Raw genomic sequence first — 26,729 nt, 5'->3', positions numbered from 1 at the left:
CTGATCACGGGTCAAGCACGCTTCTTGTGGGAGCGGGCTTGACCCGCGATGGTTTTCAAGCCTCAAAAGTCATAACTGACACTCGCATAGTAAAACGCTCCCTGCGCCCCCTCCGGCGAGGTAATCGAATACTTCGGCACCCCATACAACTGCGGCCCATCAAGCTTGTCCGGATGGCTGTCGAACAGGTTGATCGCGCCCACCGATAATTTCAGCCCCTGGTCGAAGCTGTAGCTCAGGTCCAGGTCGGTGATCCACTGCGCGCTGAAGGTCTGGTCCAGGTCCGGGTTGCTGCTGTTCAGGCTCTGCCACTCGCCATAGCGGCGCTGGGTCAGGGTCACGCCCCAGTTCTCGTACAGCCAGTTGGCGCTCAAGGTCAGTTTGTCTTCCGGCGTGCCGTGTTCGATCAGGCCTTGGGTGGCGCGGCCGACGATCTGCTCGCCGCTGATGCCGCCGACATCGCGCAGCTCGGTGATCCGCGTGCGGGTCTTGGCAAAGCCTGCGTTGAGGTTGAGCCGGCCAAACGGCTGCAAGTCCCACTGGTACTGCCCGGCCAGCTCGACGCCGTCGGTGCGGGTGTCGGCGATGTTGGTGTAGAACGCCGCGCTCTGGATGTTGGCGTAGGGCGTGCCGGCAAAGATCGGCCCGACCACGTTGCCCGGCAGCTGGTCGGAGAGGGTGATGCGGTTGTCGATATCGATGCGGTAAGCGTCGAGAGTCACTGAGGCATTGCTCAGTGGCCGCCAGACCAGCCCCAGCGACAGGTTGGTGGACTCCTCCGGCTTCAACGCCCGGCCACCCAGCAAGGCCGCTTCCGGGCTGTCGGCGCGCAGGGTGCGCTGCTGCACCTCGACCCAGTTGCCGCTGCCCGAAGGCTGCTCGACTACCTGCACACTGAACGACGAAAGGCCGCTCTGCACCAGCGACGGCGCGCGGTAGCCGGAGCTGATGCTGCCGCGCGCGGCAATCTGCGGGGTGAAGTCGTAGCGCAGCGACAGCTTGCCGTTGGTGGTGTCGCCAAAGTCCGAATAGTGCTCGGAACGCACCGCCACCCCGGCCTGGAACTTGTCGGTGATCTGCCCTTCAACATCGACATAGGCACCGAGCACCTTGCGCTCAAGCGAGGCGGCATCGACCTGGGTGATGCCAGCGTAGTAACCGGGAATGCGCCGGCCAGTGAGCGGGTCGAGGGTGTTGAACAGCGGCCCGTTCTGCCAGCCGGCCGCTTCGCCGGCACTCAGGCTGTAGTGCTCCTTGCGCCAGGCCAGGCCCGCCGACAGGGTCAGCGGCCTGGCCAGCAGGTCGGTGGGGAAGTCGCGGACCCAGTCCAGGGTCAGGTTGGTCTGCTCGTTCTCGCGCTCGCCGGTGTAGATTTTATCCGGGCTGGCGTTGCCCCAGCTGGGGTTGATGGCATTGCGATCGGTGGACTTGAGCGTGTCGTTGCCGTAGTTGGCGGCCAGGTCGAACTTGCCCAGGTGTTCGTCTTCGTAACGCAGGCCACCCGTCACGGCGTAGTCTTCGAGGTTGTAGCGGGTGATCGGCAGGCGCCCGTCCGGGTAGCGCTGCAGGGCCACGCTGGCGTAGTTGTTGCGCAGGGTGGTCGGCGGGTCGAAGAAGCCTTCGGCGTCGGTGTTCTTGTGCGCGTAGGTGGCAAAGCCGTAGGCGCTCAGGCCGTCGCCGATGCCCAGCTCGCTGTTGGCCACCAGGTTGTACTGGTCCGAGACATTGCCCGAGCCCCAGTTCCAGGTGCGGTAGCGGTTGTTCTGTTCGCGCTCGCTGTTGATGTTGGTCGAGCCTGGGTAAAAGATCCGGTTGTCCGCGCGGGTGTCGCTGGCCGGGTCCTGGCTGCCGGCATCGAAACTCAGGTTGAGAAAGCCATCGTTGGGCAGCGCCAGGCCTTTCCAGCCGCTGAGCTTGCGCTGCAGGCCGTCGCCCTTGGCGTAGCCGCCGAAGCGATTGCCGAGGTTGCCACCGGCGTCGTTCTCTTTGAGCACGATGTTGATCACCCCGGCGATGGCATCCGAGCCGTACTGGGCGGCGGCGCCGTCACGCAGGATCTCCACCCGTGAGATGGCGCTCAACGGGATCAGGCTCAAGTCCACCGCCGCCGCGCCGCGACCGTTGGCCAGGCCCTGGCGGGTGACGTTGGCGCTGCTGTGGCGGCGCTTGCCGTTGACCAGCACCAAGACCTGGTCGGAGGCCAGGCCGCGCAACGAGGCGCCCTGGGCGATGGAGCCGGCAAAGGCGCCTTGCGGCGACTGCGGGAAGCTGAACGAAGGCGACAGCGCGGTGAGCGCCCCGGACAAATCCTGGGCGCCGGTTTCCTGCAACTGCTCGGCGCTGAGCACATCCACCGGGGCGGCGCTCTGCAGGGCGGTGACATCACTGCGGCGGGTGCCGACCACCACCACGGTGTCGAGCTTGCTGTCGCTGGCGCCCGGCGCCTGGGCGTAAACGCCGGGCGCGCCGAAGCCGCCGATGACCAGCGCGATGGCGCCAGCCAAGGGGGTAGGTCGGAACATGGGAACAGACTCCTGTAAGGCAGAAAGGATGCAGCGATCAGAACCGGCTGGTGACACTCAGGCCCACGGTGCGCGGGTCGCCATAGGTGATCACGTACTGGCCGGCGGTGCCGTTGGGGCGGCCGTGAACCTGGTAGCGGCGGTCGGTGAGGTTATTGACGAAACCGGTGACGCTGAGCTTTTCATCCGGGCTGAACCAGGTCAGGCGGCTGTTGGCCAGGGTGTAGTGCGCCTGGTTGAGCGGCTGGTCGGCGCTGCTCTGGCGGTCGGCCAGAAAGTACTCGCGGTCACGGAAGCTGACATCGGCACCGGCCACCAGCTTGCCGCCGACTTCCAGCGGGATGGTGTAGTCGCCGCCCAGCGACACCACGTAACGCGGCGAGCGCACGAAGCTGTTGCCGCTGTAGTCGGCGGTCACCGCGCCGGTGGTGGGGTTGGTGTTCTTGAAGTCGGTGTACTCGGTGTCGAGGAACGACAGCGCCGCGCGCAGGTGCAGGTAGTCGGTCGGCTGGCCTTCGAGCTCAAGCTCGGCGCCCTTGACCTTGCCCTTGGCGCCGTTGGTCAGCGCGGTGGTGAGGATGCCGTTGTTGACCGTCAGCAGGTTGACCTGGATGTCCTGGTAGTCGTAGTAGAACAGGTTGGCGTTGACTGTCAGGCGGTGGTCGAGCCATTCAGACTTCAGGCCCAGCTCGTAGGCGTCCAGCTCTTCCGGATCGACCGTGGTCAACTGCGCAAGGCTGGTGGATAGACCGGTGTTGAAACCGCCGGAACGAAAACCATGGGCATAACGGAAGAACACCCGCAGGTTGTCGTTGATGCGGTACTCGGGGGTCAGGTCGTAAGTCCAGGCGTCCCAGCGCTTGGCCTCTTCCTGAGAGCCGTTGCTGCCGCTGGCGGTCAGCGGGATCAGCGGGCCGTTGGCAGTGGCGCGGGTCAATTGCACCAGGTCAAGGTCGATGTCCTTTTTCTCGGTGGTCCAGCGCAGGCCACCGGTAACGGTCAGGTTGTCGCTCAGGTCGTAGGCGAGGTTGCCGAACAGCGCGTAGCTGTCGGTTTTGTGGGTGTAGCTCAGGTCACGAAAATCCACCGTGCCGCCGGTCTGGTTGGAACCGGTGCCGTTGGGCGTAGGCCCCGGGGTGACGGTGCGCAAGGCGCTGCTGTCGAGGGTTTCGTGGAAGTAGTGGGCGCCGAGCATCCAGCGCAGGGTTTCCTGTTGCGGCGAGGCCAGGCGAAATTCCTGGGAGTACTGGTCGTAACGGTTGTCGCTGTCGGCGGCGCCGTTGACTTCATAGGGGGTGTAGTCGGCGTCGCTGAGTTGCTGGTTGCGGATGTAGTCGTAGGCGGTGATCGAGGTCAGCTTGTAGTCGCCGATGTCCCAGTTCAGGGTCAGCGAGGTGCCGTTGTGGTCGAGCTTGGCATCTTCATCGACGTTCAGCTCGATGCGCCGGCCTTCCGGGCGCTGGTAGCCGACGTTGTAGTAGCGCCCCAGCGTCAGCGAACCGCTGCTGCCATCGCCCTTGAACTGGCGGCCGTGGACCTTCCACAGCGCTTGAAGGTCAGGGTTGAGCCTGGCCAGGAACTGCACACGCACGGCCTTCTTGTTGACGTCGCCGTAGGTCTGGTCGTTGCTCAGGTTGTGGGTGAAGCCATCGCGCTCTTCGGAGTACAGCGACACCCTTGCTGCCAGGCGCTCATCGACCAGGGCGCCGCCGATGGCGCCACTGAGGATTCGCTCGTTCTTGCTGCCAAAGCCGAGGGTGCCGAAGCCGTCGGTGTCGAAGCCCGGCTTCTTGGAGATGATGTTCACCGCGCCTGCGGTGGTGTTCTTGCCATACAGGGTGCCTTGCGGGCCGCGCAGGATCTCGATGCGCTCAAGGTCGAACAACGGGCCGCCGCCGGCCACCGGGGCATTGAGGTAGACGTCGTCGGCGTAGATACCCACCGGGTAGACGGTGGCGGCGCCGGTGTCGCCGGTGCCCAGGCCGCGAATGTACCAGCGCGGGCGACCATCGCCGTCGGGGTTCTTCGCCGAGGCGTTGGGGATGAAGGTGGTGATATCGCCCATGGCGCGCACGCCGTCGGCGGTGATGCTGCTGCCTTGTACCGCAGTGACCGCCACTGGCACTTCCTGCAGGGTTTCTTCGCGGTGCTGGGCGGTGACCGTAACGGTTTTCAGCGCCGGTGTAGTGCTGGTGTTGTCTTCGGCCCTGAGCAGCTCCGACTGGCTGGCCAGCAGGATGCTCAGGCCGATGCCTTTGGCGATTGGGTTAAGTGTGTGCATGCTGCTGGTCTCCCCGAATGTGCAGTTGAAGGGGATAGAGCAGGGTTTGTGCCATGTTTGTATCTTGTTGTATTTAAAGGATTTTATTGAGTTTTTTAGCGGTGGCTGCTAGTTATTCAGCAGGGGGGTGTGGAATGCCTGTTGCTGGGGCAGCAATCGCGGGGCAAGTCGGGGCGCCGCGATCAGGTAGCCACCCGCGAAGTAGAGCCGATCACCGCCTCCAGCACACTGAAATCAATCCACTCACGCACATCGAAACGCCGCGGTATAAAGTCCCAGCGATGGAGAAAATCGGTGAAGTCCTGCAACGCCTCGATCGAGCGGCCATCGAGGGTGGTGCGCAAGCGCCGGTGGGCGTCCTCGCCATAGGCCGCTGCCACCCAGTACTCGCTGGTGTTCAGCTCGCGGGCAAGATAGCGCCGGGTTTCATCGGCATTGGCCCAGGCCCACTGCTCGGTCCGCAGCAGCACATCAACGATGCGCTTGCAGGCACCGAAGTGCTGCTCCAGCAGGTTGATGTCCACGGTCAGGGTCCGCGGCGTGCCGTTGTTGGCGCGAATCAGCGGATCAGGGTGGGAGCCGGTGTCGATCACTACCCGCAGGCCGAATTCGTGGGCCAGTTGCAGGGCCGTGGCGCCCTTTAAAAAGATCGCGTCGATATCGCCGCGCAGTAGGCCGATCAGCTCGTTGTTGCGGCGGCTGACGCGGTTGACGCCGAGGGTCACCGCCGCGCCATGCACATGAGTGACCTGTTCATCGCTGTGGGTGCCGCCGTAGGGGTAGTCGACCAGCTCGACATCGGCGACGTTCAGGCCTTCGAGCTTCAGCGCGTTCTCCAGCCCGCGCAGGGCCTGGGCGCGGGTGAAGTCGATCTGCACGTTGGCCCATTTCGGCAGGCCGAAGCGGCGGTTCTTGAGGTCGCGCACGGTGCGTACGCCGCTGTCTTCGGTGGTCAGGATCAACTGCACTTCATCGGCCCAGCTCAGGCCCAGCACGCGGGTCTGCACGCCGCTGGCGTAGGCCCAGATCGCCGGGATGTTGCCGCCGTGGCGCACCGAGTTGCGCAGGTGATGGTCGTAATGGGCTTCGCGCACTTCGCGCTCGCTCGATTCGCGCAGCGACTGGATCGAGGTGCCCAGCGGCTGGAAGGCTTCGGCCAGGCGCCCGCTTTGCACGGCGATGCCAAGGCCGGTGGGCACCGGGCTGTGGGTGTACCAGAGGGTATCGAGGGGTGTGCTCATTGTCGGTTCTAGTCCTTGTCAGGTGGCCGGTTAGCCGGCCAGTGCGGTATGCAGCCCGTCCATGGGGCGGCGGTCGATCCATTGGCGTACATCGAACGCCGTGCGGATAAAGCGCCAGCGCCGCAGGAAGGTCACGAAGTCCTGCAGTGCGGCGATGGCCTGTTCGTCGAGGGCGGTGCGCAAGCGCAGGTGCGCGTCTTCGCCGTAGGCGCGGCTGACCCAGTACTCGCTGCTGTTGGTTTCCAGCGCCAGGTAGCGGCGGGTCTGCTCTGGGTGCTGATGGGCCCAGGCTTCGGCGCGCAGGACGCTGTCGAGCACTTGGGTGGCCACCGGCAGGTGCTGGTCGAGCAGCGCCTGGTCGACCGTCAGGGTGCGCGGCGTGCCGTTGTTGCTGCGCATCAGCGGGTCGGGGTGGGCGCCGATGTCCAGTAATGTGCGCAGACCGAAATCATGGGCCTGCTGCACAGCGCTGGCGCCCTTGAGAAAGATCGCATCGACTTCACCGCGCAGCAGGCCGATCAGCTCCAGGTTGCGCGCCTCGTCACTGCTGGCCACGCTGCTGCCGGCAACAACGCGCAGCGGGCTGTCACTGAAACCGCTGTCGTAGCGGTAGTTGACCAGCTGCAAGTCGCCGACCTGCAAGCCCTCGAGTTTCAGCGCGTTCTCCAGCCCGCGCAGGGCCTGGGCGCGGGTGAAGTCGATTTGCGCGCGGGCGCGGTCGGGCAGGCCGAAGCGCTTGCCGGCCAGTTGCCTGATGCTGTGAATGGCGCTGTCGGCGCGGGTCAGGATCAACTGCGCCTCATCGGCCCAGGACAGCCCGATCAGGCGCGTTTCGCGGCCCTGGGCGCGGGCCCAGATTGCTGGAATGCTGCCGCCATGACGCACCGAGTGGCGCAGGCTGTGATCGAAGTGCGACTCGCGCACCGCAGCATCGTCGGCCTCGCGAATCGACTGCACCTGGGTGCCAAGCGTGTGCAGGCTGTCCTGCAGCCAGCCTTGCTGAGCGGCAATGCCCAGGCCCGTGGGCACCGGGCAGCGGGTGTACCAGAGGGTATCGAGGGGTGTGCTCATGTCGGGCTCCGGTCAGGCGCTGGCAGTCAGTGGCAGGCTGGTCAGCGGCGCCTGGCGCACCAGCGGCAGCACCTCCTGGCCGATGCGCAAGGCTTCTTCCAGGTGCGGATTGCCGGCCAGGATAAAGGTCGAGAAACCGGCGTCGCGGTATTCGGCCAGGCGTTCGGCGATGTTCTCGTGGCTGCCCACCAGGCCCACGGTCGGCCCAGGCTTGGCCTTGGCAAAACCGGCCCAGAGGTTGGCGCCGATGATCAGGTCGTCGAAGCGCTGGATGTTCTGGTGATAGGCGGTTTGCCGCGCGCCACCCACCGAGTCGCTGGCGCTGGTGAAGGCCGTGGAGACGGCGCTGGGCTTGCCTTCGAGCTTGTCGAACTGGCGGCGCAGGTCGCGCCAGGCGGCGTCTTCGGTTTCACGCGCGAACAGGTCGACGCGCAGGCCGAAGCGCACCGTGCGCCCTTGCTTGTCGGCAAGCTCGCGTACCCGCTCGATGTGCGGCTTGAGCTGCTCAACCGGCTCGGCCCAGTTCAGGTACACGTCGGCGTGGCGGGCGGCGACTTCCAGCGCCGGCTCGGAGAAGCCGGAGAAGTACACCCCCGGCTTGCGTTCGTTACCCAGGTGCGGCGGCAGTGCGCCGTTTTCCAGGCGGTAGATGTCGCCGTCGTAAGAGAAGCGCTCGTTGCTCCACAAACCCTGGATGATGTCGAGGAACTCGCCGGTACGCTTGTAGCGCTGGTCGTGGTCGAGAAAGTCGCCCTGGGCGCGCTGGCTGGCCGGGTTGCCGCCGGTGATGATGTTCCAGTCCAGGCGCCCGTGGCTCAGGTGCTGGAGGATTGCCGCCTGCTGGGCGGCGTAGGCGGGCAGGGTCCAGGTGGCCTGGAAGGCGATCAGAAAGCGCAAACGGCGGGTTTCCCGGGCCAGGGCCGCGGCGGCGATCCACGGTTCGGGGCCGGTGGGCAGCAGCGCGCCTTCAAAGCCTGCAAGTTCTGCGGCCTTGGCCACCTGGGCGATGTAGTCGATGTAGGTGAAACCATCGGCGCTGCCGTCCTGCAACAGTCCGGGAGCGATATGCCCGGGGCTGCGGCTGAAACTGCCGCGGTTGTGCTTGTCGGTGCTCAGTTGCGGGCCGTCGGTGCCCAGGGGCAGACGCCAGAAGAATTCGGTGCTCATGGCTGTTCCTCGATGAAGGTAGAGACAGCGGTGCAACGCCCATGCCACGCCGCGCGGGCCCGTAATCATTGGGGGTTGGCGGCAGGGGTGTTGCCAGGGCAGCAACCGGTCAGCAGTGGCTGCGGCGGTTGCAGCACAAAGCATCGCGGGTCAAGCATTGACCTTGTGGGAGCGGCGGTGCGGCGCTCCGACTTGACCCGCGAAAGGCCTCAACCAACCTGTAACTCGGCACCGTGCTGATACCGCCGATACAACGCCGCATAATCGCCACCCTTGGCCAGCAACTGCTGATGCGGCCCTTGCTCGACCAGCTTGCCCTCGCGAATCAGCACGATGCGGTCGGCATCGCGAATGGTCGCCAGGCGGTGGGCGATGATGATCGCCGTGCGCCCCTCGCACAGGCGCCGAAGCGCCCGCTGGATGCGCCGCTCGGTGTGCACATCGACCGCCGAGGTGGCCTCGTCGAGCACCAGCACCGCCGGGTCCGCCAGGTAGGCGCGCACCAGGCACACCAGCTGGCGCTGGCCCTGGCTGAGGTGGCTGCCCAGCGGCCCGACCTGGGTGTCATAGCGATGCGCCAGGCGCTCCAGCACCTCGTCGGCGCCCAGCTCGCGCACCGCGTCAATCAGCGTGTCGTCATCGGCATGCGGCGCGGCCAGGCGCAGGTTGTCGAGGATGCTACCGTTGAACAGCACGTTGTCCTGCAGTACCACGCCAACGTGGCGGCGCAACTGTTGCTGGCTGAGCTGGCGAATATCGACGCCATCGAGGGTCACCGCGCCGTGATCAACTTCGTAGAAGCGTGTGAGCAACTGCACCAGGGTGCTCTTGCCATGCCCGGACGGGCCGACAATCGCCAGCACTTCACCGGCATTGATGCGCAGGTCGAGGCCGTCGATCACCGGCCGGGTGGGTTGCGGCAAATAGGCAAAGCGCACCTGCTGAAAATGCACCTCGCCGCGTGCCGCGGGCAAGTCCACCGGGGCAACCGGGTCGACAATCTGCGGCGCGGTGTCGAGCAACAGGAAGATCCGCTGAGCCGAGGCGGAACCGGTGGCATAGCGTTCGAACAGGTCGGTCAGTTCTTGCAATGGCCCAAGGAACAGCATCACGTAGAACAGGCTTTCGCCGACCTGGCCGACCGTGACCGTGCCCTTGGCCAGGCTGTAGCCGCCGACCAGCACCAGCACCGCCATGCCGGCGGCGCTGAGCAGCGCGGTAAAGGGCGCGAACCAGCCCGAGCGCAGGCTGCCGATGATCAGCGCTTCGTTGAAGTCGTGCAGCAGTTGTGTGTAACGCTTAAGGTTCGGCGCCTGCTGGCCGGTCTGCTGTAGCAGGCGCACGCCGCTGACGCTCTCGACCAGGTGCGCGGTGAAGCGGCTGCGCTGTTCGGCGACCTTGGCCCAGTTGCGCTGGGCGATGCGCTTGAACGCCCAGGTCGCCGCCAGCAGCAGCGGCACGCTGCCGATCAGGCTGAAGAAGAACAGCGGCTCGATCAGCCACAGCATCACCGCCGCCAGGCTGCAGCGCAGCAGGGCGCCGAGCAGTTCCGGCGGGCCCTGGATCAGCAGCGGCTCCAGGGCATCGACATCGCGGTCGGCGCGGGAAATGATACGCCCGGCGCGGGTGCGGTCGAAGTAACCGACGCTCAAGGCCTGGACGTGGGCAAACACCCGCACCCGCAATTGGTTGAGCACCTGGATCGCCGCGCTGCCGGCGATATACTGCGATACCCCGGCCAGCACAAAGCGCCCCAGCCAACTGGCCGCCAGGCCCAGCCCCAGCCACATCACCAGCGGTTGCTCGAGCAGCCAGCGATTGCCGTCGTGGATCAGACCGCGGTCGAGCAGTTCACGAACGAACCAGGGGCGCAGGAACACGGTAAACACCAACAGCAGCTCCAGGCCGATGACCCAGGCGATCTGCTTGCGCACCGGCCGCAACAACGGCAGCAGGCGCTGGAACATGCTGCGGTCGAGGGCTTTTTTTGCCAGCAGCTCTTCGATTTCGATATCGCTCAGGGCGTTGCCCGGCAGTGGCTTAGCCATGGTCGATCCCCAGCAGGTCACGGTAAGTCGGGTTGCGCTGCAGCAGTTGCGCGTGGGTGCCGCTGTCGGCGATGGCGCCGTGGTCGAGCAGCAGCACACGGTCGGCGCGTTGCACGGTGGAAACCTTGCTGGCGATCAACAGCAGGGTGGTGGCGCTTGCCTGCTGGCGCAGGTTGTCCAGCACCCGGCCTTCGCTCAGCGCATCCAGGGCGCTGGTGGCATCGTCCAGGCAGAGAATGGCCGGCGCCGCGAGCAAGGCCCGGGCCAGGCACAAGCGCTGGCGCTGGCCGCCCGAGAGGGTTACGCCGCGATCGCCGAGCGGGCTGTCGAGGCCATCGGGCAGGCGTTCGAGGATATCCTCGGCGGCGGCCTGGTGCAGGGCCTGGAGCAGTTGCGGGTCGCTGGCGTCGGGCGCACTCAGGCGCAGGTTGGCGGCCAGGCTGTCGGCAAACAGAAAACTCTCCTGAGGCAGGACATGCACGCGTCGGCGCAGGTCGCGCAGGTCCAGGTTGCGAATGTCCTGCCAACCGGACTGCGCGTTGCCGAGCAGCACACGGCCCTGGGCAACATCGCTCAGGCGTGGCAACAGGCTGGCCAGCAGGCTCTTGCCGGTGCCGGTGGCGCCGACCAGGGCGACGGTTTCACCGGGGGCCAGCTCGAACGAGCAGTGACGCAGGATCGCCTGGCCACCGCCAGGGGCGGCGACACTGACGTCTTCAAGCCTCAGCCCCAGCGGCCCCTCGGGCAGGCGCTGACTGCCGCCGACAATCGCCGCCGGCGCATCCAGCAACTGCCAGATCCGCCCGGCCGAGGCGCGGGCGTCGGCGAAGGTCTGCATCACCCGGCCGATGCCTTCGATGCGAAATACCAGGGTGGTGGCGATCAGCAGCGACGTGACCAGTTCGCCAATGCCGATCCGGCCGGCGGCGACCAATTGCGCGCCCACCACCAGTATCCACACATGCCCCAGCGCCACCACCGCTTGCGGCAGTGGAATCCGCGAACTGGCGTAGGCCAGGGCCTGGCGTGCCAGGCTGCTGAACTGCAGGACCTGACGCTCGAAGCCGTCGATGCGCTGGGCTTGCAGGCCGAACGACTTGATCACCCGTACCGCGCCAATGCCTTCAGCGAGGTCCTGGTTGACCCGGTCGTAGGCGGCGCCGACCGCGCGGTCGAGGCTGACCAGGCGCTCGGTCTGCACTACGAATATCCACACACCGATCACCGTCAGCAGCAGCGGCCCGAGCGCCAGCCACGGGTGGTACCAGGCCAGCAGGCCGACGGTGGCGAGTATCACCAGCGGCGTTTCGACCAGCTGGCGCCAGAAGCTCACCAGTGCATCGCGGACCTTGTCGGCATCGCGGGTGGTGCGGGTGACCATCTCGCCCATGCCGTGCTGCCAGTGATAGCCCAGGTGCAGGCGCAGCACCTGCTCCAGCAGGCGCTCGCGCAGGCGCGTGAGCAGCGCCTGGCCAAGGATCAGCGAGCCGATGGCGGCGGCGTACTGCAGCAGCGCGCGGCCCAGGGCCACGCCGAGGATCAGCCAGAACCAGCCCCAGGCGCGCTGACCGTCGAGGCTGCCATCGGCCAGGCGCTGCACCGCCGTGCCGGCGCTGACCTCGTTGAGGGCGTGGCCGATCAGCCATTGTTGCCAGACCAGGCCAAGGTTGATGGAAACGAACAGCCCGGCGACCAGGGCGAAACGCCAGGGCATTTCACCGTAGATCGCCAGGCTGCGCAGCAGCGGGTGTCGAGGGCTCATGAAGGACTCGCGGCAGGAGGAAAGTGTGTGCTCAGCGGTTGGCGCCGGCCTTTTGCTTGGCATTGAGGATGGCGGTGTATTCGCCGGGGTCGATGCCGTTGAGGTAGTAGTTGCCGACGTGGTGCAGGCGCCAGCGGATCGGGTCGTGGGTGGTGTGCACCCGGGCGTTGCGCCAGAAACGGTCGAGGTTCCACTTGCTCAAGGATGAGCTGGCGCCGAGCAGCGAGAAGATGTCGCTGGAGATCTTCAGCGCAGCGCCATCGGAATGGGCGCGGGCGCTGGCCACCGAAAGGATCAGCTCGTCTTGCAGGGCCTTGTTGTCCGGGTCCTGCTCGTGGGCGTCGAAGGTTCGCGCGGCGTCGCGCAGCAGTGATTCGGCGGCGCGCAGGGCCACCGCGTACTCGCCGATCTGGCGAATGATGTGCGGCTCGTCGCTGGCCCGTTCCACCTCGCTCTCGACCCACGGCCGGGCGTGCTGGTTAAGGTAGTCGATGCCGGCCTGCAGGGCGCCGGCGGCGATACCGGTGTCGATGGCGGCGTGAAGGATCTGCGGGAAGGTCAGGCCGGTGCGCTTCATCGGGCCCTGGCGGCGCAGCACGTAGCGCTCGTCCAGCTCGATGTTGTCGAAGATTACCGTGCCGCTGACCGAGTTGTTCTGGCCGAAGGCGTCCCAGTCATCGACCAGGGTCAGGCCGGGCGTGTCGCGCTGCAGCAGCACGCCGGCGCCGCCGTCATCGCTGGCGGCGGTCAGCGAGATCCACTCGGCCAGGTAGGCGCCGGTGGAGTAGAACTTGCTGCCGTTGAGGATCAGCTTGCCATCGGCGCGGCGCTCGACCCGGGTCTTGAGGGCGAACTTGTTCTTGCCGCCGACCTCGGCCAGGGCATTGCCCAGGCGCTTGCCGGCCAGTACATCGGCGATCAGCCGGTCGCGCACGGCATCCGGGTAGCCGCTGAGCACGCCGCGCAGCATCACGTTGTGAATCTGCAGCAACTGGCCGACGCCGCCGTCGGCGCGGGAGATGATCCGCACGGTCTCGACGATGGTCTCGACCGACGCGCCCAGGCCGCCGAGCGCTGTCGGTACGCCGATGGCGGTGATGCCACTGTCGGACAATAACTGCGCCTGGCGCCGGGGCAGTTCGCGGTTGAGCAACGGGTCGGCGGCGAGGGCGGCGATTTGCTCGGCAATTTCATGGGCCGCGGCGATGGCCTGGGCGGGGCTGTGCAGGCGATGGGGCAGGGTACTCACGATAGGGCTTCCTTGAATGAACAGGTACCCAGGGCCTTGAGCAGGTTCTGTGCCAGTGGCGGCAAAGCCCCGTGGGGCAGGGCTTGCGGCGTTTTTGCCGGTGCCGGGTGTTGCTGGGGCAGCAGTAAGCCGGTGATTGTTGCTCTGGCAGCAGCAGGCTTGCGGCCCGACTGCTGGCAGATCAGCAGTCGCGCCTTGCGGCAAGGGGCAAAGCCCAATGAAATCAGGGCTTTGCCGAGTTGGCACGGGCGCTGCAATAGCTCAGGCACAGGCCACCTGGCCGATTCGATCCGCTTGATGGAGCATGCCCATGACAATCGCCGCCACCTTGCCACTGCCCAGCGCAACCACGCTTGAGCAACTCTGGTTCACCCGCTGCCCGGTGCCGACCGCTTCCGGCATCGCCTACACCCTGGGCTGGCTCACGGAAGAATTCGCCGCCGACGGCCTGCCGGTAGAAACCCTGCAGGAAGTCCGGCAACTGGGTCATCACCACTACGATCACCAACTGCCCGGGCTGTTTCGCGAGGGCGGTAACGTGCCGGCGTTGGCCGCCCGCGCCGCCGGTGCACCGAGCCGGCTGATCGGCCTGACCTGGATCGAGGAATGGCAGACCATCCTGGTGCGCCCGGATTCGGGCATTCGCAGCGCCGCCGACCTCAAGGGCAAGCGCCTGGCGCTACCGGCCTGGGGCGCCAACCGCCCCGGCAGCATCGCCCGGGCCATGAGCCTGCACGGCTACAAGGGCGCGCTGAGCCTGGCCGGGCTGAGCTTCGATGATGTCCAGCTGGTGGAGGTGGCGCTGCAGTCCCAGGACGATGCACCGACCCCGCAGCAGGGCCTGCAACGCCTGTGGTCGGGCCTGGATTACCTGGTGCGCGGCGAGGTCGATGCGGTCTACGTCAAGGGCGCTGCCGCCGCCGATGCCGCCCGGCGCCTGGGCCTGGTGGTGGGCATTGACCTGGACCAGATCACAGACCCACGCTATCGCATCAACAACGGCACGCCACGGCCGATCACCGTGCACCAGAGCCTGCTCGACGATCACTTCGAGCTGGTGGTGCGCTTTCTTGCCCAGACCCTGCGCGCCGCCGACTGGGCCCGCGACAACCGCGACGGCCTGCTGCGCATCCTCCAGGACGAAACCCGCGCCGGTGCCGAAGGCGTCGATCAAGCCTACCGCGGCGACTTTCATACCACCCTGGCCCCGGACCTTTCGGCCGAACGCCTGGCGTACCTCGACATCCAGAAAACCTTCCTCAACCTGCACGGCTTTCTCGAAGCCGATTTTGCCCTGGCCGACTGGGTCGACCCGCGTCCACTGCAAGCCGCCCAGCAACTGCTGGCTGAACGCCGCGCCCGCGCTTAAAGGAGCATTGCCATGACCGTACTGACCACCGAGCACCTGATCGACGCCGAGCTGCAAACCTTCATCGAGCAGGTGCTCGACGAGGCCGGGCAGGCCTTCACCGTGTTCCGCGAAACCAACACCATCACCGCCAACGGCACCGTCGGCTTTATCGAACGGGTACCGGGGCGCGAGCTGCTGGTGTCGGTCAACTACCCGGGGCCGTGGGAGTACCGCAAACCGCTGCAGGCCACGGTCAGCGACCTGGCCGGCAACCTGGTGCATGGCCAGGGCAAGGGTGGCCTGGGCCGTTACGCCAAACTGTTCCGCGAGCAGGCGCAGATCACCACGGTGTCGCATGTGCACTCGCCGTACCTCGGCGCCTGGGCCCAGACCCAGCGCACCTTGCCGTTCAACTACGTGCCGGTGCAGCGCTTCCAGCTGGTCCGCGAGCTGCCGACCTACATCGACCGGCGCCAGGACGAGGTCGATTTCATCCTCGAACGCCTGGCCGAGAACCCCTTCACCCCGGCCATCCTTGAAGCCAACGGTGGCGCCACGGTGTGGGGCCAGCAGGGCCTGCGCGCCACTGCCGAGTTCATCGTGCTGCTGGAGGAGGGCGCGCAACTGCAACTGCTGGCCGAAGCCATCGGCGGCTCGCGGCCCTTCGGCCCGGGCGTGCTCACCCAGCAATGGAAGATGAGCAGGCTGATCGACAAGGCCAGCGAGCTGGGCCTGATTCCCGCCACCGACCGCATTCGCGCCTGAGGAAAGACCATGGCAGTGAAAATTCTCTGGTACCTGACCAGCCCCGATGGCCCCTATCCGTGGGAAGCCCAGGGGCGCTGGAAAACCGATTTCGCCCACCTCAAGCAACTGGCGGTGGCCAGCGATCGCCTGGGTTACTACGGCTCGCTGCTGGGTTCAAGCCCCAACGAAAGCCTGGCAGTGGCCGCCGCGCTGATCGACGCCACCGAGCGCCTGCGTTTTCTGGTGGCCCAGCATCCGGGCGAGCTGTCGCCGGCGGTGCTGGCCAAGTGGGCGCTGACTTTTGACGAGTTCTCCAACGGCCGCCTGTTGTTCAACGTGGTCAACGGCAGCGACGCCGGCCTGGCCACCCTCGGCGTGCATTACCCGCACGACGAGCGCTACCAGTTCAGCCTGGAATACTGGCGTGCGTTCCAGAGTATTTATGCCGGCGAAACCGCAGGCTTTGACGGTCAGTACGTCAAGCTGGCGCCGCGCCCGGCTGCGGCGGCACGTCACCCGCTGGGCGGCTGGCACCCGCCAAAACGTGCCAGCGTGCCACTGTGGGGCGCCGGCACCTCGGGCCCGGGCGTGGCTCATTCGGTGCAATTGCTGGACGTCTACCTGAGCTTTGCCGACACCCCGCCGAAGCTCGGCGACAAGTTCCGCCGGGTGGCGGCGGAGGCGGCGAAGATCGGCCGCGAACTGACCTTTGGCACGCGCCTGCAGATCATCGTGCGCGAAACCGAGGAAGAGGCCTGGGCCCACGCCGAAAAACTGCTGCAGCAGACTTCGCTGGCCACCGCCCGCGCCGCCATCGAACGCCAGTTGCCGCCCGGGCAGAGCCTGGAAACCTTCAGCAGCGACAACCCGCAGATCCAGCGCAATGTGCAGAGCATTCGCGACGGCCGCCTGCCCACCGCGCGGGAGCTTGAGATCTATCCCAACGTCTGGACCGGCCCGAGCCTGTTCGGCTTCAACATTCTCGGCCCGGCGGCCGGTACCTACCTGGTCGGCAGCGCCGAGCAGGTGGCCGAGCGGATTCGCGAGTACGAGGCCCAGGGCACCTCGGCGTTCATCCTCTCGGGCTTCCCGCTGATTGATGAAGCCCACCGGGTCGCCGACCTGCTGTTCCCCTTGCTCGACCTGGACCACGGTTTCGACATTGCGCACCTGAGTGCGCGCACGGTTGCCGAACCGGCTTAAGGAGTTGCCCATGCCAAACGAATTTTCCCGCCGGGTGTTTCTCGGCAACAGCCTGGCCGTCGGGGGCGGCCTGTTGCTCGGCTCCAGTTTGCTCACAGGTTGCGGCGCCGGCGAGCCGGCGGTGGTCGGCGCCATCAGCCGGCCCACCCAGCCGGTGCGTGGCGGGCGCTTGCGGGTTGGCATCATCGACGGCGACCAGGCCGGCAATCTTGATGCCCACAAGCCGTCTGGCGGCGGGATCATTCGCGGCTGGGCGTTGTACAGCAAGTTCTGGGAGTGGAACGACGACGTCAGCACGCGCCTGGGCCTGGCCGAATTCGCCGAGCCCAACGCCGATGCCAGCGCCTGGACCATCCGCATCAAGCCGGGCCTGGAGTTCCACCATGGCAAGAGCATCACTGCCGACGACATGCTGTTTTCGATCCTGCGCCTGACCGACCCGAAACTGGCCTCGCCGTTTGCCGGGCTGGTCGGTGCCATCGACCGCCAGGCCTTGCGCAAGCTCGATGAGCGTACCATCGAGATCCGCTTCAAGCAGGGCCGCAGCTTCTTCCCGCTGGACGAAACCCTGATTGCCTTCGGCGCTATCGTGCCGACCGATTACGATCCGCTAAGCAACCCGGTGGGGGCGGGGCCGTACCGGCTGAAAAGCTTCGTGCCAGGCCAGCGCGCGCTGTTCACCCGCTTCGAGAATTACTACAAACCCAACCAGCCCTACGCCGACGAGCTGGAGATCATCGAATTCAAGGACCAGGTGTCGCGGGTCGCCGCCCTGCGCGCCGGGCAGATCGACGTCGCCAGCGGTGTGCAGGCCGAGCACAGCGCCCTGATCAAGGCCGACCCACGCTTGCAACTGGTGGTCTCGCCCACCACCTCGTTCAGCGGCTTCAACCTCAACACCGCCAAGGCGCCGTTCCAGGACGAGCGGGTGCGTCAGGCCTTTCGCCTGCTGGCCGATCGGCAAGAGCTGATCGGCCGTGGCCTCAATGGTTTCGGGCGCATCGCCAACGACCTGTATTCGCCGCAAGACCCGACCTACAACCACGCCATCGCCCAGCGCGGCTACGACCTCGACCAGGCCCGCTCGCTGCTGCGCCAGGCCGGTGCCACCGACCTGCGCGTCGAGCTGACCACCACCGCCAACGAAGTCAACGCCGCGCTGGTGTTCGCTCAACAGGCGAAGAAGGCCGGGGTCCAGGTCAAGGTCACACCCGTGGACAGCTCGGTGTTCAACGGCCCGCAGAAAGAGCAGTGGCTGATGTCGCCAGGCTCCACGCCTGCCCGTGGCTTCCTGGCCACCGGCCTGCACAACGACGCGCCGCTGGCGATCTACAACCGCAGCAATTTTCGCGATGAGCGTTTCTCCGAGCTGTTCACCCAGGCCCTTGGCCAGCCCGACCTTGAGCGGCGCAAGCAACTGGTGCACGAGGCCCAGAGCATCCAGCACCAACGCGGCGGCTTGCTGATCTGGGGCTTTACCGACGTGCTCGATGCCGCCTCCAGCAAGGTCGGCGGCTTGCACGGCGAACAGACCACCTTCGCCTCCTGGCGCTTTGACAGCCTGTGGTTGAACCATGCCTGAACCCTGCGCACGAACTTCCCGACTGCCTGCCTGGCTGCCCTGGTTCATCGGCCGCCTGGGCTACGGCCTGCTTACCGCCTGGGTTATCAGCCTGGTGGTGTTCATCGCCACCCAGGCATTGCCGTCGGACCCGGCGCGGGTCATCCTCGGCCCCGAGGCGCCGCTGCAAAGCGTGCTGACCCTGCGCGAGCAACTGGGCCTGAACCGGCCGATCCTGGTGCAGTATTGCAGCTGGCTTGGCCAGGTGCTGCGCGGTGACTTGGGCATCTCGCTGGACTCCAGCCAGCCGGTGGCCTCGATCATTTTCAGCCGCTTCGGCAATACCCTGGCGCTGCTGGCCGGCGTGCTGGTACTGGTGGTGCCGCTGGCCTTGGGCATCGGCGTCAGCCTGGCTTTGCGCCGCGACAGCCGCCTGGACCGTTTTGGCCTGTCGGCGCTGATCTTCCTTAAAGCCACGCCGGGGTTCTTGCTGGCCATCGGCCTGGTGCTGCTGTTCTCCATGCCCCAGGTCAACCTGCTGCCGGCGGTGTCGATCCTTGATCCGGACAAGGCCCTGTGGCAGCAGCTTGAGTACCTGCTGCTGCCGATCTTCGCGTTGAGCCTGTCGTCGCTGCCGTACCTGGCGCGCATGGTCCGCGCCTCGATGATCGAAGCGCTGGAGTCGGACTACGTCAGCGCGGCGCGCCTGCGCGGCATCGCCGAATGGCGCATCGTCTGGCGCCACACCTTGCCCAATGCCCTGGTGCCGGCGATCCAGGGCGTGGCCCTGACCCTGCGCACCTTGATCGGCGGCGCCTTGCTTGCCGAGGTAATCTTCAGCTACCCGGGCATCGGCACCCAGCTCAACAGCGCGATCCAGATGCGCGACCTGCCGCTGGTGCAGGGCGTGGTGCTGGTGATCACCCTCGGGGTGGTGCTGATCAACCTGGTGGCCGACCTGCTCACCGTGCTGCTGACCCCAAAACTGCGCACCGCCCGCCGTGCCACCCTGATCCAGCGCAACCGCCGTGGTATCCAGAGTTGGTGGCGGCGCCCGGCAGCCAAAGCCCCTTGAGAGGAATCGCCCATGTTCAATTCACGCTGGTGGCGTGAGCCGCAGATTCGCCGCGGCGCCCTGGTGACCCTGGCCATTGTCCTCCTGGCGCTGTTCGGGCCGTGGCTGGCGCCCCATGCGCCCACCGACATGGTCGGCGGGGTGTACGGCACGCCGGCAACGGATGCGCCGCTGGGCCATGATTTTCTTGGCCATGACGTGCTGTCGCGGTTGCTCAATGGCGGCCTGTCGATTTTGTGGATGTCGTTGGCGGCAGCGGCGATTGCTTTGGTCGTCGGCACCGTACTGGGTCTGCTGGCCGGTCTGTCGCGCCAGCGCCTGGACCAGGCGATCACCTGGCTTGCGGATGTCTGGCTGGCGTTCCCCGACCTGATCCTGGTGCTGTTGATCGTCTCGATGCTCGGCCGCGCGCCGTGGCTGATCGTGCTTACCGTGGCCATTGCCTTCACCCCCGGGGTGATCCGACTGGCCCGGGGTAGCGCGGTAGCGGTGGCCAGCCAGGAGTTCGTCGAGGCGGCGCAGATGATGGGCTTTTCGCGCACGCGCATCCTTGTGCGCGAGATCCTGCCCAACGTGCTCACGCCGTTGCTGGTGCACTTTGGCAACATGCTCACCTGGGGCATCGGCATGCTCTCGGGCCTCAGTTACCTGGGGTACGGCGTGGCGCCGCCGGCTGCCGACTGGGGCCTGATGATCAATGAAAACCAGGCTGGCCTGCTGGTTCAGCCCTGGGCGGTATTGGCCCCGGCGCTGCTGATCGGGGTGTTCGCCTACGGCACCAACATCTTCGCCGAAGGCATTGCCCGGCACAGCGCGGGAGAGCGCCGATGAATTCCTATGCGCCATCGCGGGTCAAGCCCGCTCCCACAGGCTTGACCCGCGAAAAGCCGGCCCTGCGGGTGCAAAACCTGCGGGTTGAACTCAACACAAGCGCCGACATCATCGACCACATCAACTTCAGCCTGGCCCCCGGTGAAATCCTCGGCCTGGTCGGTGAGTCCGGCTCGGGCAAGACCACCCTGGCCACCGCCTTGCTGACCCACGCCCGGCGCGGTGCACGGATTGCCACCGGGCAGATCGCGGTCGCCGACGTCAGCCTCCTTGAGCTGCGCGGCGAAGCCCTGCGCCAGGCCCGTGGCGGGCTGATCGGCTACGTCGCCCAGGACCCGGCGCAAGCCCTCAACCCGGCGCTGCGCATCGGCCGCTTGTTGCTGGAAACCCTGCACGCCCACGAACCGCAATTGGCAAAGGAGGCGCAGCAACAGCGCCTGCAGCAGACCCTGATAGACGTCGGCCTGCCGGGCGACGCCGAGTTCCTGCGGCGCTTCCCTCATCAGTTGTCTGGCGGCCAGCAACAGCGGGTGATGCTCGCCCTGGCCTTCGTGTTGCGTCCACGGCTGATCGTCCTCGACGAGCCGACCACGGCGCTGGATGTCAGCACCCAGGCGCACATCCTGCAAACCCTGCGCCGGCTGTGCAAGGAGCAGGGCGTGGCGGCGGTGTACGTGTCCCACGACCTGGCGGTGATCAAGGACCTGGTCGACCGGGTGATGGTCATGTACGCCGGGCGCATCGTCGAAGTCGCGAGCCGCGAACGGCTGTTCGCCCGCCCCAGCCACCCTTACACCCTGGGCTTGCTGGCGGCGATTCCAGACGTTGCCCGCCAGCACCCGCTGCAAGCAATTCCCGGCCATGCCCCGGCGCCGGGCCAGCGTGCCCATGGCTGCGCGTTTGCGCCGCGCTGCCCACGGCGAACGGCTGCCTGTGAACAGGCCGAGCCGGGCTTGCAAACCCTCGAGGCGCAGCAACAGGTCGCTTGCCTGCATCCGCAGCTTGAGGCACCAGCACCGATCGCGGCGCTGCAGGTTCGGGCGATTCGCGCCGATCAGGCACCGCTGCTGGCGATCAGCAATCTGAACCTCAGCTACGACCGCCAGGTGCTGTTCGACCTGGCCCTCGACGTGCAGGCAGGCGAATGCCTGGCGGTGGTCGGCGAGTCTGGCTCGGGCAAGACCAGCCTGGCCCGCACCCTGGCAGGCCTTGGCGACAACGCCAGCGGTGAGCTGCGTTTCGACGGCCAGCCGTTGAGCCTGCTGGCCCGGCAGCGGCCCAGCGCCAGCCGACATCGCATCCAGTATGTTTTTCAGAACCCGTACCGCGCCCTGAACCCCCGGCAGACCGTGGCCCAGTGCCTGCAGGCGCCGCTGGAGCACTTCTTCAAACTCAAGGGCCAGGCCTGCCGGGCGCGTATCGAGGCGGCCCTGCAGCGGGTGGCCTTACCCGCCTCGGTGGCTGACAAGTACCCCCATCACCTCTCCGGTGGCGAGCGCCAGCGGGTGGCGATTGCCCGCGCGCTAGTGTGCGAACCCAGCGTGCTGATCTGCGATGAAGTGACCTCGGCGCTGGACGTTTCGGTGCAGGCGGCGATCCTGGCGTTGCTCAAGCAACTGCAAGGCGAAGGCATGACCCTGGTGTTCGTCACCCACGACCTGGGGGTGGTGCGGGCGATTGCCGATCGGGTGGTGGTGATCCAGCAGGGGCGCATCGTTGAGCAGGGCCCGGTGGATCAGGTGCTGGACAGACCGGCAGACCGCTACACCCAGAGCCTGCTGGCCCATACGCCACGCCTGGCGGCGGTCTAGCGGCTGCGCCAGGGCGCGCCGTGGGCAAAGCGCGCCTCGATCCACTGCTTGAAGGCGAGGGTCGCGGCGCTGTTGTAGCGGGCGCCGGGGCGCACCAGGTAAATGCCGGCGTCGGCATCCAGCTGCCAGTCGGGCAGCACCCGCAGCAGGCGGCCGCTGTCGAGGTCGTGCTGCATCAGCCAGTCGCCACCGGCAAGGATGCCAACCCCGGCCCGGGCGGCGGTCAGCAGCGCTTCGTTGTCGTTGCTGACCAGCGAGCCGCGCACTTTAACCGTGTGTTGCTGGCCCAGACCGGCCAGGCGCCACTCCGGGTACGAACGCAGGCCGGTAAAACCCAGGCAGTTATGCCCGGCGAGGTCGGCCGGGGTTTGCGGCTGGCCGTGCTGTTGCAGGTAGGCTGGCGCTGCGCAGAGGATACGCCGGTGCTCACAGAGCTTGCGCGCCACCAGGCGGCTGTCGGCCAGCTCGCCAATGCGGATCGCCGCATCGAAGCCTTCGGCGACGATATCGACAAAACGTTCGGCGTATTCGGTCTCAAGCTGCACCTGGGGAAACGCCAGGGCAAACTCGGCAAGCATCGGGCTCAGCCACAGCCGGCCCATGGACGAGGGCAGGGCGATGCGCAGGCGCCCGCGCACCTGGGTCGCACCTTCGGCGGCTTCGCGCTCGGCCTCGCTGATCAGGCTGGCGGCCTGGCGCAGGCGCTCGACCAGGCGTGCGCCTTCGTCGGTGAAGCGCAACTGGCGGGTGGTGCGCTCGACCAGGCGAATGCCTAAGCGCTGTTCCAGGGCCCCGAGGCGCTTGGACAGCACCGACGGGTGGCGCTGCAGCGTGCGCCCGGCAGCGGCAAACGAGCCGTGCTCGAACAGCGCCAGGAGGGTGGCAAGCTCATCGGCCTGGCGACTGTCGAACGGGTCCATCGCGGTTACCTCGGTAGGTCAGGGCGTGAGGATGATTGCGCCCTGTGAGCGTCCTTGTTGCAGGTCGTCATGGGCCAGTGCGGCGTCGGCCAGGGCATAACGCTGCCAGATCTGCGCGCGAATGATACCTGCCGCCAGCGCTGCCAGCACCTCCCCGGCGCGCTGCTGGTACTCGCCAGCGCTTGCCGTGTGCGCCGCCAGCGAGGGCCGGGTGATGAACAACGAGCCCTTGGCGTTGAGGGTGCTCAGCTCGATGGCTGGCGGCGCTCCCGAGGCCATGCCGCAGGACACCAGCAAGCCGCGCGGGCGCAGGCTGTCCAGTGAGGCCTCGAACGACAGCCGGCCAATCGGGTCGTAGACCACGTCGAGTTTGCGCCCTTGAGTGATATCCAGCACCTGCGCAGCGAGGGTCGCGGCGTCGAACACCAGCACCTGATCACAGCCGGCGGCACGGGCGCGGGCGACACTTTCCGGCTTGGAGACCACGCCAATCACAAATGCGCCCAGGTGCTTGGCCCAAGGCACCAGCAACTGCCCCAGGGCCCCGGCGGCGCCGTAGATCATCAGCCGCGTGCCGGGCCCGACCGGGTACGTGCTGTGAAGGAGGTAATGGGCGGTGATGCCCTTGAACAGCACGGCGGCGGCTTGCTCCAGGCCAAGATCATCGGGCAGTTTCACCAGCCGCTCGGCGGGGTACAGTCGGGCGCTGGCATAGGCGCCCAGGGGGCCGGTGGCGTAGCCGACGCGCTCGCCGACAGCCAAGCCGCTGACGCCGGCGCCGATTGCCGCTACCGTTCCGGCGCCCTCAAGGCCCAGCCCGCAGGGCAGGGCGATGGGCACATCGCCCTTGCGCTGGCTGACGTCCAGCGGGTTGACGCCGATCGCCGCCTGTTCAAGCCAGACCTCGCCGGGGCCGGGGGCTTGCGCGCTGGTTTGTTCGAGGTGCAGAACACTTGGTGCGCCCGTCTGCTGGAGGCGGATGTGCATGACCATGGTTGAGAGTCCTGAGACACAGTTAAGGTGCGTTCAAGGGTATTTTTTCAACCAGGGTCCAGCAATCGGCTTGCATGCAGTTGATTGCTGCAGCCAGTGCACGAGTCTGAGTGTTTGAACCTGCTTATGCCAGCAAAGGCCGTAATACGCCCGCTACGATGGTGTCGTTGAGGTACTCGACGATGCCGTGGCGGTTATCGCTGCCGTTGCTGGCGTTGCTGTGGTTTTGCACCGCAGGTGCTCCACTGAAGCGCGCGGCGGGAATTTCGTAGAGCGCCACCACATCGCGTTTGTCACGAATGTTGACCCAGCTGGGTACGCCATCCGGGGCCTTGCGCGGCGAACCGTTGGAGGGCAGCCGGCTCAGGATGGCTTCAATGCCCAGGGGCGAGCCGAGGGTCACCAGGCCCTTGATGTTGCTGCGTGCAGGCCGGTTCATCAGCAGGTTATAGGCAATGATGGTGCCCAGAGAGTGAGCTACCACGATGCACGGATCGTTTTCTGGAAGCTGGGCATCGACCAATTTGTTGACCGCGTCACGGATGGTTTTTTCGGTCAGGTAGTACCACACATCGCGGGTGAACAGCTCGACCGAAGTCGCGCCGACACCGGGCAACTGATCGAGCAGGCGCAGGGCTGCCAGCACGCCGCGCCAGTTCTGAACACCTTTCTCAAGCATCTCGCCATTGGCCTCGGCGTTGATCTGTTCCTTGCTGATACCTTGCTGCTTGGCGATGTCGTAAATGACCTGGCGCATGAACTCTTCTTCCTCGCCACCCGGGGCCGCGGCGTCGGCGCCTTTGTCGGTGAGTACCTGAAAGTCTTTCTGCGCTCTGCGGTAGGTTTCGTCGAACAACAGATCACCGTAGTAAGGGAAGGCCACATCGACCACGCCAGGGTAGGGCGAACCGATGCCTTCAAAACCCTTGATCAAGGCATTGGTCCAGGTGTTTTGCAGGGTGAGCGGGTTTTTGCCTTGTTGCGACCGGCCATGGATGAACACGACTTTCATGACAACTCTCCTTGTAGAAAAGCTTCGATAAGCGGTTGGGTATCGCGGCGGCGAAAGGTCGACCATTCAGTATTGAGCCGGTATTTACCGGCTTCGAGGATTGCAGGGTGGAGCTTCGGGTTCTTGCCTTGGGCTGCCAGCACTGTCCAGCCCAGGCTCATCATCGGGCAGAACGGTGCGATCAGCGGCCGTGCCTTGCGCTTGCCGGGTGCCAGGGCGCCGGCGAGCAAAGCCACATCGAACGGCACGGGCAAAGGCGGTTGGGACGATGCCTGGTAGTCAAGGAAGTAGCTCAGCACCGAACGCACGCCTTGGTCGTCAGCGGCCAGCAGATAGGCGTAGGCGGCGTAGATGCTCAAGGTCGGGTCCAGGCGCTTTTCCTGGCGCAGGACATCGGCGAAGCTCGATGCCTGGGTCGCGGCCAGGGTGCGCAGTTTGGCGCTGCTGGCGAAGGCTGCGGCAAGTGCTTGCAAGTGGTGCAGGTGCAGGCGCCTGCTCGGAGTTTGCGCAAAGGTCTGGGCCAGGGTCCTACCCATCTCGAACGAAACCGACTGCACCAGGCCTTCGTCTACGTGGACTGTGCCTATGTAGCCGGGCATGACCGGTAAGACGATCAGGGTGTCGTCGCTGAACGTGACGATGACTGACTGCGCCTGAGCAGACGGCGCCAGGCTGATGATGCTCTGCTGGTCATCGGTTTGCACATCGGGCGCCGCTTGGCCGGGGGCCACCAGGACGCTGATGGCCTGGCTACCGATGATGCGCAATCCGCTTTCGGCCGGGCTCTGGGGGAGTGCTGTGTAGCGCTGCAGGTTGCGCCGGTAGGCTTCGTCGAGGCCGGCTTGTTCAAGCAATGTGGTGCTGATGTACGCCTCGGGTTCCTTGAGAAAGCTGCTGGCCACCTGTTGTATCGCCTGGTTTCGGCTGGTGACCCTGAGGTTTGCTGGAAACAGCTCGGGAAGCGGCAGGATCTGGATTTGCTCAAAGTAGGGTGCTCCGGCTTCAGCGGGCAGGCCGTAGTCCAGCGGCCCGGGGCCAGGCAGCGGGGGAGGGCTGGCAAAGACTAGCGGCGGGCTGGCATAGCCGAGGAACAGCGGTTGGCGCGCCTGGACAATGATGTCCGGCGTTTGCTCGAAGCGCGGTGTTTGCTGCTGGGCGCGGGTCGGCACCTGGTTGTACAGGTAGTCTTCCAGAAGCCAGGTGGGAATGATCGGCACGCTGGAGCCCGGCCAGGTCTCGCAAATTTCTGTCGGAGGGCTTTGCAGCGCTTCGAGCAGGACCTTGGTAAAGAATCCTTCGCCTTTGTACTCCTTGGCGGTTTGTGACGGTTCGGTGGCGTAGAAGATATCGACCTTGCCGGGCTTGATGCCGACCACCGCACCGCGTTTCACCGCCGGCCTGCCACTGACCTGGCCCAGTGAGCCAAAGGGGTCGACCGCATTGCGACAGGCGTCGGAGATGATCACGACATGGGGTACGCCAATATGGCGGGCGTTGAGCGCCGTTGCAGCAATGTTGATGGCTTCGTCGGGGTAGTCCTTGACGTTCGACAGCAAGACTTGTTCATCGGCGCCGTTCTTGACAATGCCGTGCCCGGAGAAATACAGGATCAGCAGGTCGAGCCCGCCGACCGCGAGCAAGTCGCGGGCGGCGGTCTGGATCGCCTTGGCTTCGACCACCTGGTCATTCTGATCGGTCAGTACGCTGATGCTCGGGCTGATGCCGAACTGCTGTTGCTCCTCCAGCCAGCGGGCAAATTGCAGTGCCCCGCTGGCCGCGCCTTTCAACGAATCCAGAATGCCAGTGTGATCCACCCCGACGGCAATCAAACCAACGTTTCGGCTCATGGTCCGGCCCTCGGTCCGCTAGAGGCGTAGTGCTATC

General features: G+C 66.1%; 19 protein-coding genes. 7 read left to right on the top strand and 12 right to left on the bottom strand.

From position 1 onward, the window contains the following. Positions 1 to 62 precede the first annotated feature (62 nt). From JYG36_RS15530 to JYG36_RS15495, 8 genes are all read right to left on the bottom strand, one after another. Entirely contained in the window at positions 63 to 2,522 is a 2,460-nt protein-coding gene (locus JYG36_RS15530) for a TonB-dependent receptor plug domain-containing protein (protein ID WP_213601503.1), read from the bottom strand. A 37-nt stretch (positions 2,523 to 2,559) separates the two neighbouring features. Beyond that, positions 2,560 to 4,803, bottom strand: coding sequence for a TonB-dependent receptor (locus JYG36_RS15525; protein ID WP_093383608.1), 2,244 nt, complete (start codon positions 4,801 to 4,803; stop codon positions 2,560 to 2,562). A 182-nt stretch (positions 4,804 to 4,985) separates the two neighbouring features. Then, positions 4,986 to 6,044, bottom strand: a complete 1,059-nt coding sequence (locus JYG36_RS15520; RefSeq protein ID WP_045198597.1) for an ABC transporter substrate-binding protein — start codon at positions 6,042 to 6,044, stop codon at positions 4,986 to 4,988. Positions 6,045 to 6,074: 30 nt separating this feature from the next. Further along, positions 6,075 to 7,115, bottom strand: a complete 1,041-nt coding sequence (locus tag JYG36_RS15515; RefSeq protein WP_213601501.1) for an ABC transporter substrate-binding protein — start codon at positions 7,113 to 7,115, stop codon at positions 6,075 to 6,077. Positions 7,116 to 7,127: 12 nt separating this feature from the next. Next, positions 7,128 to 8,282: an LLM class flavin-dependent oxidoreductase gene (locus JYG36_RS15510; protein WP_213601499.1), complete on the bottom strand. Its 1,155-nt coding sequence runs from the start codon at positions 8,280 to 8,282 to the stop codon at positions 7,128 to 7,130. A 209-nt stretch (positions 8,283 to 8,491) separates the two neighbouring features. Then, positions 8,492 to 10,330 carry an ABC transporter ATP-binding protein gene (locus tag JYG36_RS15505; protein WP_213601496.1) on the bottom strand — a complete coding sequence of 613 codons (1,839 nt, stop codon included), beginning with the start codon at positions 10,328 to 10,330 and terminating at the stop codon, positions 8,492 to 8,494. Next, entirely contained in the window at positions 10,323 to 12,092 is a 1,770-nt protein-coding gene (locus JYG36_RS15500; protein ID WP_213601494.1) for an ABC transporter ATP-binding protein, read from the bottom strand. The genes JYG36_RS15505 and JYG36_RS15500 overlap by 8 nt, the downstream gene beginning before the upstream one ends. 31 nt (positions 12,093 to 12,123) lie before the next feature. Continuing rightward, positions 12,124 to 13,341 (bottom strand): acyl-CoA dehydrogenase family protein, encoded by a 1,218-nt coding sequence (locus JYG36_RS15495; protein WP_093383581.1) that lies wholly within the window; start codon positions 13,339 to 13,341, stop codon positions 12,124 to 12,126. Between the two features lie 310 nt (positions 13,342 to 13,651). On the opposite strand from JYG36_RS15495, the gene JYG36_RS15490 reads away from it, so the two are divergent. Genes JYG36_RS15490 through JYG36_RS15460 form a run of 7 tightly spaced genes read left to right on the top strand, consistent with a single transcriptional unit; the run spans position 13,652 to position 21,920 of the window. Continuing rightward, complete coding sequence (locus JYG36_RS15490; RefSeq protein WP_093383571.1) at positions 13,652 to 14,710, top strand: ABC transporter substrate-binding protein; 1,059 nt, start codon at positions 13,652 to 13,654, stop codon at positions 14,708 to 14,710. A gap of 12 nt (positions 14,711 to 14,722) precedes the next feature. Further along, positions 14,723 to 15,457 (top strand): class II aldolase/adducin family protein, encoded by a 735-nt coding sequence (locus tag JYG36_RS15485; protein WP_213601492.1) that lies wholly within the window; start codon positions 14,723 to 14,725, stop codon positions 15,455 to 15,457. 9 nt (positions 15,458 to 15,466) lie between these two features. Then, complete coding sequence (locus JYG36_RS15480) at positions 15,467 to 16,642, top strand: LLM class flavin-dependent oxidoreductase (RefSeq protein ID WP_213601489.1); 1,176 nt, start codon at positions 15,467 to 15,469, stop codon at positions 16,640 to 16,642. Positions 16,643 to 16,652: 10 nt separating this feature from the next. Continuing rightward, positions 16,653 to 18,224: an ABC transporter substrate-binding protein gene (locus tag JYG36_RS15475; protein ID WP_093383562.1), complete on the top strand. Its 1,572-nt coding sequence runs from the start codon at positions 16,653 to 16,655 to the stop codon at positions 18,222 to 18,224. After that, positions 18,217 to 19,278, top strand: a complete 1,062-nt coding sequence (locus JYG36_RS15470; protein ID WP_093383558.1) for an ABC transporter permease — start codon at positions 18,217 to 18,219, stop codon at positions 19,276 to 19,278. Before JYG36_RS15475 ends, JYG36_RS15470 begins: the two co-directional genes overlap by 8 nt. Before the next feature lie 12 nt (positions 19,279 to 19,290). Beyond that, positions 19,291 to 20,109, top strand: a complete 819-nt coding sequence (locus tag JYG36_RS15465) for an ABC transporter permease (RefSeq protein ID WP_093383553.1) — start codon at positions 19,291 to 19,293, stop codon at positions 20,107 to 20,109. Further along, the gene (locus tag JYG36_RS15460) at positions 20,106 to 21,920 is read left to right on the top strand and encodes a dipeptide ABC transporter ATP-binding protein (RefSeq protein WP_249744356.1); all 1,815 of its coding nucleotides are present in this window, start codon (positions 20,106 to 20,108) and stop codon (positions 21,918 to 21,920) included. The genes JYG36_RS15465 and JYG36_RS15460 overlap by 4 nt, the downstream gene beginning before the upstream one ends. On the opposite strand, the gene JYG36_RS15455 is transcribed toward JYG36_RS15460, so the two are convergent. The 4 genes from JYG36_RS15455 to JYG36_RS15440 all read right to left on the bottom strand — a co-directional run bounded on the left by JYG36_RS15455 (position 21,917) and on the right by JYG36_RS15440 (position 26,692). After that, positions 21,917 to 22,840 (bottom strand): LysR family transcriptional regulator, encoded by a 924-nt coding sequence (locus tag JYG36_RS15455; protein ID WP_093383544.1) that lies wholly within the window; start codon positions 22,838 to 22,840, stop codon positions 21,917 to 21,919. The two genes, JYG36_RS15460 and JYG36_RS15455, sit on opposite strands and share 4 nt — an antisense overlap. Positions 22,841 to 22,858: 18 nt before the next feature. Continuing rightward, positions 22,859 to 23,833, bottom strand: a complete 975-nt coding sequence (locus tag JYG36_RS15450) for a quinone oxidoreductase family protein (RefSeq protein WP_195883871.1) — start codon at positions 23,831 to 23,833, stop codon at positions 22,859 to 22,861. Between the two features lie 124 nt (positions 23,834 to 23,957). Then, the gene (locus tag JYG36_RS15445; RefSeq protein ID WP_093383533.1) at positions 23,958 to 24,845 is read right to left on the bottom strand and encodes an alpha/beta fold hydrolase; all 888 of its coding nucleotides are present in this window, start codon (positions 24,843 to 24,845) and stop codon (positions 23,958 to 23,960) included. Continuing rightward, positions 24,842 to 26,692 carry a caspase family protein gene (locus tag JYG36_RS15440; protein ID WP_213601487.1) on the bottom strand — a complete coding sequence of 617 codons (1,851 nt, stop codon included), beginning with the start codon at positions 26,690 to 26,692 and terminating at the stop codon, positions 24,842 to 24,844. Before JYG36_RS15440 ends, JYG36_RS15445 begins: the two co-directional genes overlap by 4 nt. Between the last annotated feature and the right edge of the window lie 37 nt (positions 26,693 to 26,729).

This window comes from Pseudomonas sp. SORT22 (genome assembly GCF_018417635.1).
Classification (GTDB): domain Bacteria; phylum Pseudomonadota; class Gammaproteobacteria; order Pseudomonadales; family Pseudomonadaceae; genus Aquipseudomonas.
The sequence above is the reverse complement of the archived record's forward strand: the minus strand, read 5'-3'. Positions and strand labels throughout refer to the sequence as shown.